Annotated in this window: 6 protein-coding genes and 1 other RNA gene; 6 read left to right on the top strand and 1 reads right to left on the bottom strand. The window is 68.7% G+C overall.

What is annotated here, in order from left to right:
* Window positions 1–480 (top strand): LPXTG cell wall anchor domain-containing protein (locus tag J1C73_RS33645; RefSeq protein ID WP_207319671.1); only part of this gene is annotated, 480 nt, incomplete at its 5' end.
* 329 nt (window positions 481–809) lie between these two features.
* Here the strand turns inward: J1C73_RS33645 and J1C73_RS33640 are convergent.
* Complete coding sequence (locus J1C73_RS33640) at window positions 810–1,007, bottom strand: hypothetical protein (protein ID WP_123471412.1); 198 nt, start codon at window positions 1,005–1,007, stop codon at window positions 810–812.
* 259 nt (window positions 1,008–1,266) lie between these two features.
* Between J1C73_RS33640 and ftsE the strand changes: the two genes are divergently transcribed.
* The 5 genes from ftsE (at window position 1,267) to ssrA (ending at window position 5,168) form a co-directional block, all read left to right on the top strand.
* A complete protein-coding gene (gene ftsE / locus J1C73_RS33635; RefSeq protein WP_024489199.1) occupies window positions 1,267–1,956 on the top strand; it encodes a cell division ATP-binding protein FtsE in 690 nt (229 codons plus the stop codon).
* Between the two features lie 23 nt (window positions 1,957–1,979).
* Window positions 1,980–2,897, top strand: a complete 918-nt coding sequence (gene ftsX, locus J1C73_RS33630) for a permease-like cell division protein FtsX (protein ID WP_123471411.1) — start codon at window positions 1,980–1,982, stop codon at window positions 2,895–2,897.
* 67 nt (window positions 2,898–2,964) lie between these two features.
* Window positions 2,965–4,152, top strand: coding sequence for a S41 family peptidase (locus J1C73_RS33625; protein WP_207319670.1), 1,188 nt, complete (start codon window positions 2,965–2,967; stop codon window positions 4,150–4,152).
* 18 nt (window positions 4,153–4,170) lie between these two features.
* A complete protein-coding gene (gene smpB / locus J1C73_RS33620; RefSeq protein WP_123471409.1) occupies window positions 4,171–4,659 on the top strand; it encodes an SsrA-binding protein SmpB in 489 nt (162 codons plus the stop codon).
* 121 nt (window positions 4,660–4,780) lie between these two features.
* Window positions 4,781–5,168: a transfer-messenger RNA gene (ssrA, locus tag J1C73_RS33615) on the top strand.
* The last annotated feature ends 245 nt before the right edge of the window (window positions 5,169–5,413 follow it).

Here is a 5,413-nt window from a genome sequence, read left to right as displayed (position 1 = left end):
GCGGCCGGTGGTGAGGATGCCGCTGGTGGTGGCGACGCGGCGGCCGGTGGTGAGGATGCTGCTGGTGGTGGCGACGCGGCGGCCGGTGGTGAGGATGCCGCTGGTGGTGGCGACGCGGCGGCCGGTGGTGGCGATGCGGCGGCCGGTGGCGGTGACACTGCTGGTGGTGGCGATGCGGCGGCCGGCGGCGGTGACGCTACCGGCGGTGGCGACGCTGCGACCGGTGGCTCAGGCTCCGGGACCGATGGCGGCAACGCGGGCACCTGCACCGTCGACCTCGACGGCGCCGAGTGCGCCGACAACACCGACACCGACTCGGTCGGCAACCAGCCGGCCGAGCAGGGCAAGGGCAAGGACGAGCTCGCCGAGACCGGTGCTGCCGAGACCACGTTCCTGCTGGTCGGCGCCGCGACGATGATCGCCGGAGGCATCGGCTTCCGGATCCTCCCGCGCCTGATGAACGGCCGCACGGCCGCCTGACGGCCACAGCGGTACCTGCACGAAGAGAGGGGCTCGGACCGCGGAAGCGGTCCGAGCCCCTCTGGTCGTGCGCGTCGTACCCGGGGGAGTGAGGATCACGCCGTGTCCCGGCCGCCTCCCGGGGCTCCGGAACGGGGCCTCCGCGGCTTCCGTGGCCTCCTCCACCTCGCTCGGCGGCCGGAACGCCCTCCCAGCGCGCTGGGAGGGCGTTCCGGCGCCATCGCACCGGCCACGTACCGGGTTGAGGCCCGGGGCCCCGGTGCAGGTCATCCCGCGCGCACCATTCAGGTAATCGGGAACCGTTCAGGTAATCGGGCGGCTGCGCTCGGTCACGCCGCCTGGTGGGCGAGCAGTGCCAGCGCGCACAGCAGCACCACCAGCAGGGCGATCAGCATCATCGGGTTCATCCCACCGAGGGGGCCCTGTCCCTGCTGCTCCAGCCGCGCGCGGCTGGCCCGGCACACCGGGCAGCGGCCCTCGGCCACGGGCGCCGCACAGTTCGCGCACACCAATCGGTCATAGGTCATGCGCTTTCCTCCTCCCGCGCGGCGGAGCCGCACAAGCCTTCACTCCGCACAACGCTCACGGAAACGCGACCGTTCCCCCTACCACTGTGCCAGCTCGCACGGATTTCGGCGCGGCCCGCCGGACAGGTCACGGAAGCTCCCGGTTCGCGTCCGCTTGCGTTCCGGCATAAATCACCCATCCCGGTACGCGCGCCTGCACGCGTCAGTCCGGTTCGCGTATGGTCACGCTCACCTACTCCCGGCCGACCGTGGTGCATCCGTGATCCGATTCGACAATGTCTCCAAGACCTACCCGAAGCAGAGCCGTCCCGCTCTACGGGATGTGTCTCTCGATATCGAGAAGGGCGAGTTCGTCTTCCTGGTGGGCTCCTCCGGCTCCGGCAAGTCCACCTTCATGCGGCTCATCCTCCGCGAAGAGCGCGCCAGTCAGGGCATGGTCCATGTCCTGGGCAAGGACCTCGCGCGCATGTCCAACTGGAAGGTGCCGCACATGCGCCGCCAGTTGGGCACGGTCTTCCAGGACTTCCGGCTGCTTCCCAACAAGACCGTCGCGGAGAACGTGGCGTTCGCCCAGGAAGTGATCGGCAAGCCGCGCGGCGAGATCCGCAAGGCGGTTCCGCAGGTCCTCGACCTCGTCGGTCTCGGCGGCAAGGAGGACCGGATGCCGGGTGAGCTCTCCGGTGGTGAGCAACAGCGCGTGGCGATCGCGCGGGCCTTCGTGAACCGGCCCATGCTGCTGATCGCGGACGAGCCGACCGGCAACCTCGACCCGCAGACCTCGGTCGGCATCATGAAGCTGCTGGACCGGATCAACCGGACCGGGACCACCGTGATCATGGCGACCCACGACCAGAACATCGTCGACCAGATGCGCAAACGCGTCATCGAGCTCGAGCAGGGCCGTCTCGTACGCGACCAGGCGCGCGGCGTCTACGGCTACCAGCACTGAGCACCCAGCACTGAAAGGACGCCATGCGCGCCCAGTTCGTCCTGTCGGAGATCGGCGTCGGCCTCCGTCGCAACCTCACGATGACCTTCGCCGTCGTCGTCTCCGTCGCCCTCTCGCTCGCCCTGTTCGGCGGCGCGCTGCTCATGCGCGAGCAGGTCAGCACGATGAAGGACTACTGGTACGACAAGGTCAACGTCTCCATCTACCTCTGCGGCAAGGGGGATTCGGAGACGGTGGTCCAGTGCGCCAAGGGTGCGGTCACCGGGGAGCAGAAGAAGGAGATCGAGGGCGATCTCAAGAAGATGGACGTCGTCGAGACGGTGACGTACGAGTCGTCCGACGAGGCGTACAAGCACTACCAGGAGGAGTTCGGCGACTCCCCGATGGCCGGCAACATCACGCCGGACCAGATGCCGGAGTCCTTCCGCGTCAAGCTCCACGACCCGACCAAGTACAAGGTCGTCGCCACCGCCTTCGCCGGCCGCAACGGGGTGCAGTCGGTCCAGGACCAGAGAAGCATCCTGGACAACCTCTTCGGGCTGATGAACGGAATGAACGTCGCCGCGCTCTTCGTGATGGCGCTGATGCTGGTCATCGCGCTGATGCTGATCGTGAACACCGTCCGGGTGTCCGCGTTCAGCCGACGGCGCGAGACGGGCATCATGCGGCTCGTCGGCGCCTCCGGCTTCTACATCCAGATGCCGTTCATCATGGAGGCCGCGTTCGCCGGCCTGATCGGCGGCGTACTGGCCTGCGTCATGCTGCTGGCCGGCCGCTACTTCCTGATCGACGGCGGTCTGGCGCTCAAGGACAAGCTGAACCTGATCGACTTCATCGGCTGGGACGCGGTCCTCACCAAGCTCCCGCTGGTACTGGCGATCGGCCTGCTGATGCCCGCGGTTGCCGCTCTCTTCGCGCTGCGCAAGTACCTCAAGGTATGACGAACGCCTCCCGGGCGCGTGGCCAACGAGCCGTGCGCCGGGGAGGCGTTGTCCTAGACTCAGCGCCATGTCTGGCCCCGTTCATCGTGTCGGGCCCCGCGGTCTCTGTCGCGGGGCGGCCCTGACATTGGTCTTCGCGAGCGTGCTCGCCACCGGCGCCGCCACCGGTGCGCTGCCCCGCGGCGACGGGCGGAGTCCGGAGACGGAGACGCGGCCCGTCGCCTCCTTCGCGGACCGCGACGCGGTGGTCGATGCCGCCGCCGACGCGGTGGCGGACGGCAAGTCCGGTACGGAGGCGGCCGAGGAGGTCGTCAGCCGCAGCGGGGACCGCTGGGGCGCGGTGTACGACGAGCGGGAGTACCAGGAGTTCGAGCAGGCCCTCGACGGCTCTTACACGGGGGTCGGGATCGCCGCCCGACGCTCCGCCGACGGGCTGGTCGCGGTCGCCCGGGTCCAGCCGGGCAGCCCCGCCGACCGGGCCGGTATCCGTGCGGGCGACCTGATCCGCACGGTCGACGGCCACCGGGTCGACCGGCGCCCGGTCTCCGACGTGGTGGCCCTGCTGCGCGGTGACCGTACGGGCGCGGTCGCGGGGAGCGCCGTCGTCGTGGGGGTGCAGCGGGGTTCCGCCGGCCGGACCGAGACGCTGCACCGGGCCCGTCTCACCACCGAGGCCGTCACCGTGCGGCGGCTCGGACCGGACCGTTCCGATCCCTCCGCAGCGGTACTGATCGAAGTCGGCTCGTTCACCAAGGGTTCGGGCGCCGAGGTCCGTGACGCCGTCCGGGAGGCACCGGCGGGCACCGGCGTGCTGCTGGACCTGCGCGGCAACTCCGGCGGGCTGGTCACCGAGGCCGTCACCGCCGCCTCCGCCTTCCTGGACGGTGGCCTGGTCGCCACCTACGACGTGCACGGCGAGCAGCGCGCCCTGTACGCGGACGGAGGGGGCGACACCGCGCGCCCCGTCGTCGTCCTCATCGACGGCGGCACGATGAGCGCGGCCGAGCTGCTGACCGGCGCCCTGCAGGACCGGGGGCGCGCGGTCACGGTCGGTTCGCGCACCTTCGGCAAGGGTTCCGTCCAGATGCCGAGCAAGCTCGCGGGCGGCTCGGTGGCCGAGCTGACCGTGGGCCACTACCGGACTCCGGCGGGCCGGAGCATCGATGACCGCGGCATCACACCGGACCTCGCGGTGAGCGCGCGGGCCCAGCAGCGGGCCGAGACGGTATTGAGTGGCCTCGGGGGTGGGTCGTAGTGCGAAAATGGCCGCACTATGGCTAAGGAAAAGGACACCGGGCGCAAGATCATCGCGCAGAACAAGAAGGCGCGTCACGACTACACCATCCTCGACACCTATGAGTGCGGCCTCGCGCTGATGGGCACCGAGGTCAAATCGCTGCGCATGGGCCGGGCCTCCCTGGTGGACGGCTTCGTGCAGATCGACGGCGGCGAGGCGTGGCTGCACAACATCCACGTCCCGGAGTACGTCCAGGGCACCTGGACCAACCACTCGGCCAAGCGCAAGCGCAAGCTGCTGATGCACCGGGCCGAGATCGACAAGCTGGAGTCGAAGGCGCAGGAGAGCGGACACACGATCGTCCCGCTCGCGCTGTACTTCCTCAATGGCCGGGTCAAGGTCGAGATCGCGCTGGCGAAGGGCAAGAAGGAGTACGACAAGCGGCAGACGCTGCGCGAGAAGCAGGACACCAGGGAGACGAACCGGGCGGTCTCGGCCGCCCGCCGGCGCCAGCGGAGCGCCTGACCGGCCCCCGGGGACCGGCCGGCGGCCGGTCCGCCAGGAATAGGCTGGCATCGGCGTGCGTTGGTCACGTACGATGGCACTGCACCCCACGGGGTGTGTACCACCTTTGAAAAATCAACATGGGGATGATCGGTTTCGACAGCGGATGTCGAAGCAGGGGAAGCGAGTCGAGGAAGCGGCAATGATCTCGTTAACCATATGTCGCAACCAATAATCGCCAATTCCAAGCGCGATTCCTCCGCCTTCGCCCTCGCTGCCTAATTAGCAGCTAAGCGAAGACTCTGCGGAGTGTCAGCCCGGGGGTGATCCCGACCCGGATCCTGGCATCATTAAGGGATCTAAACTTCTAGGCCCGGTCACGGGGCCCTGAAGGAAATCAAACAGTGGCTGGGCCTGTCGGAGGCTTGTTCGCGTGACCTCCGGGGCCGAGAAAAGCGCAGCGAACTGCACTCGGAGAAGCCCTGATTCCGCACCGTTGGACGCGGGTTCGATTCCCGCCATCTCCACAATTCCCATGTGAACGAGGACCCCGTTGCCACCGGCAACGGGGTCCTCGTTTTTTTCTGCCCCGATGGCCGGCCGGCCATGAAGGGGCGCGTGGGAGCGCGCGCACCGGCGTGCAGTTCGGCGGTACGCCTCGAAGTCGGAACAGATGTATGTCTCACGATGAACAACACCGGACAGTAGGGTCGGAGCGTCCTCGGCGTGCGCTACATTCATCGTCCGGGTGCGCTGTGGTAGGGGGCGCTTGGGC

The sequence above is a fragment of the Streptomyces laculatispora genome (assembly GCF_017353455.1).
GTDB classification, from domain to species: Bacteria; Actinomycetota; Actinomycetes; order Streptomycetales; family Streptomycetaceae; genus Streptomyces; species Streptomyces laculatispora.
This window is presented reverse-complemented; position numbering and strand designations above follow the sequence as displayed.

Bases quoted from the DNA above. Each gene is read 5' to 3' on its own strand.
- J1C73_RS33640 (WP_123471412.1), bottom strand. From the start codon at position 1,007: ATGACCTATGACCGATTGGTGTGCGCGAACTGTGCGGCGCCCGTGGCC.
- ftsX (WP_123471411.1), top strand. From the start codon at position 1,980: ATGCGCGCCCAGTTCGTCCTGTCGGAGATCGGCGTCGGCCTCCGTCGC.
- J1C73_RS33625 (WP_207319670.1), top strand. From the start codon at position 2,965: ATGTCTGGCCCCGTTCATCGTGTCGGGCCCCGCGGTCTCTGTCGCGGG.
- smpB (WP_123471409.1), top strand. From the start codon at position 4,171: ATGGCTAAGGAAAAGGACACCGGGCGCAAGATCATCGCGCAGAACAAG.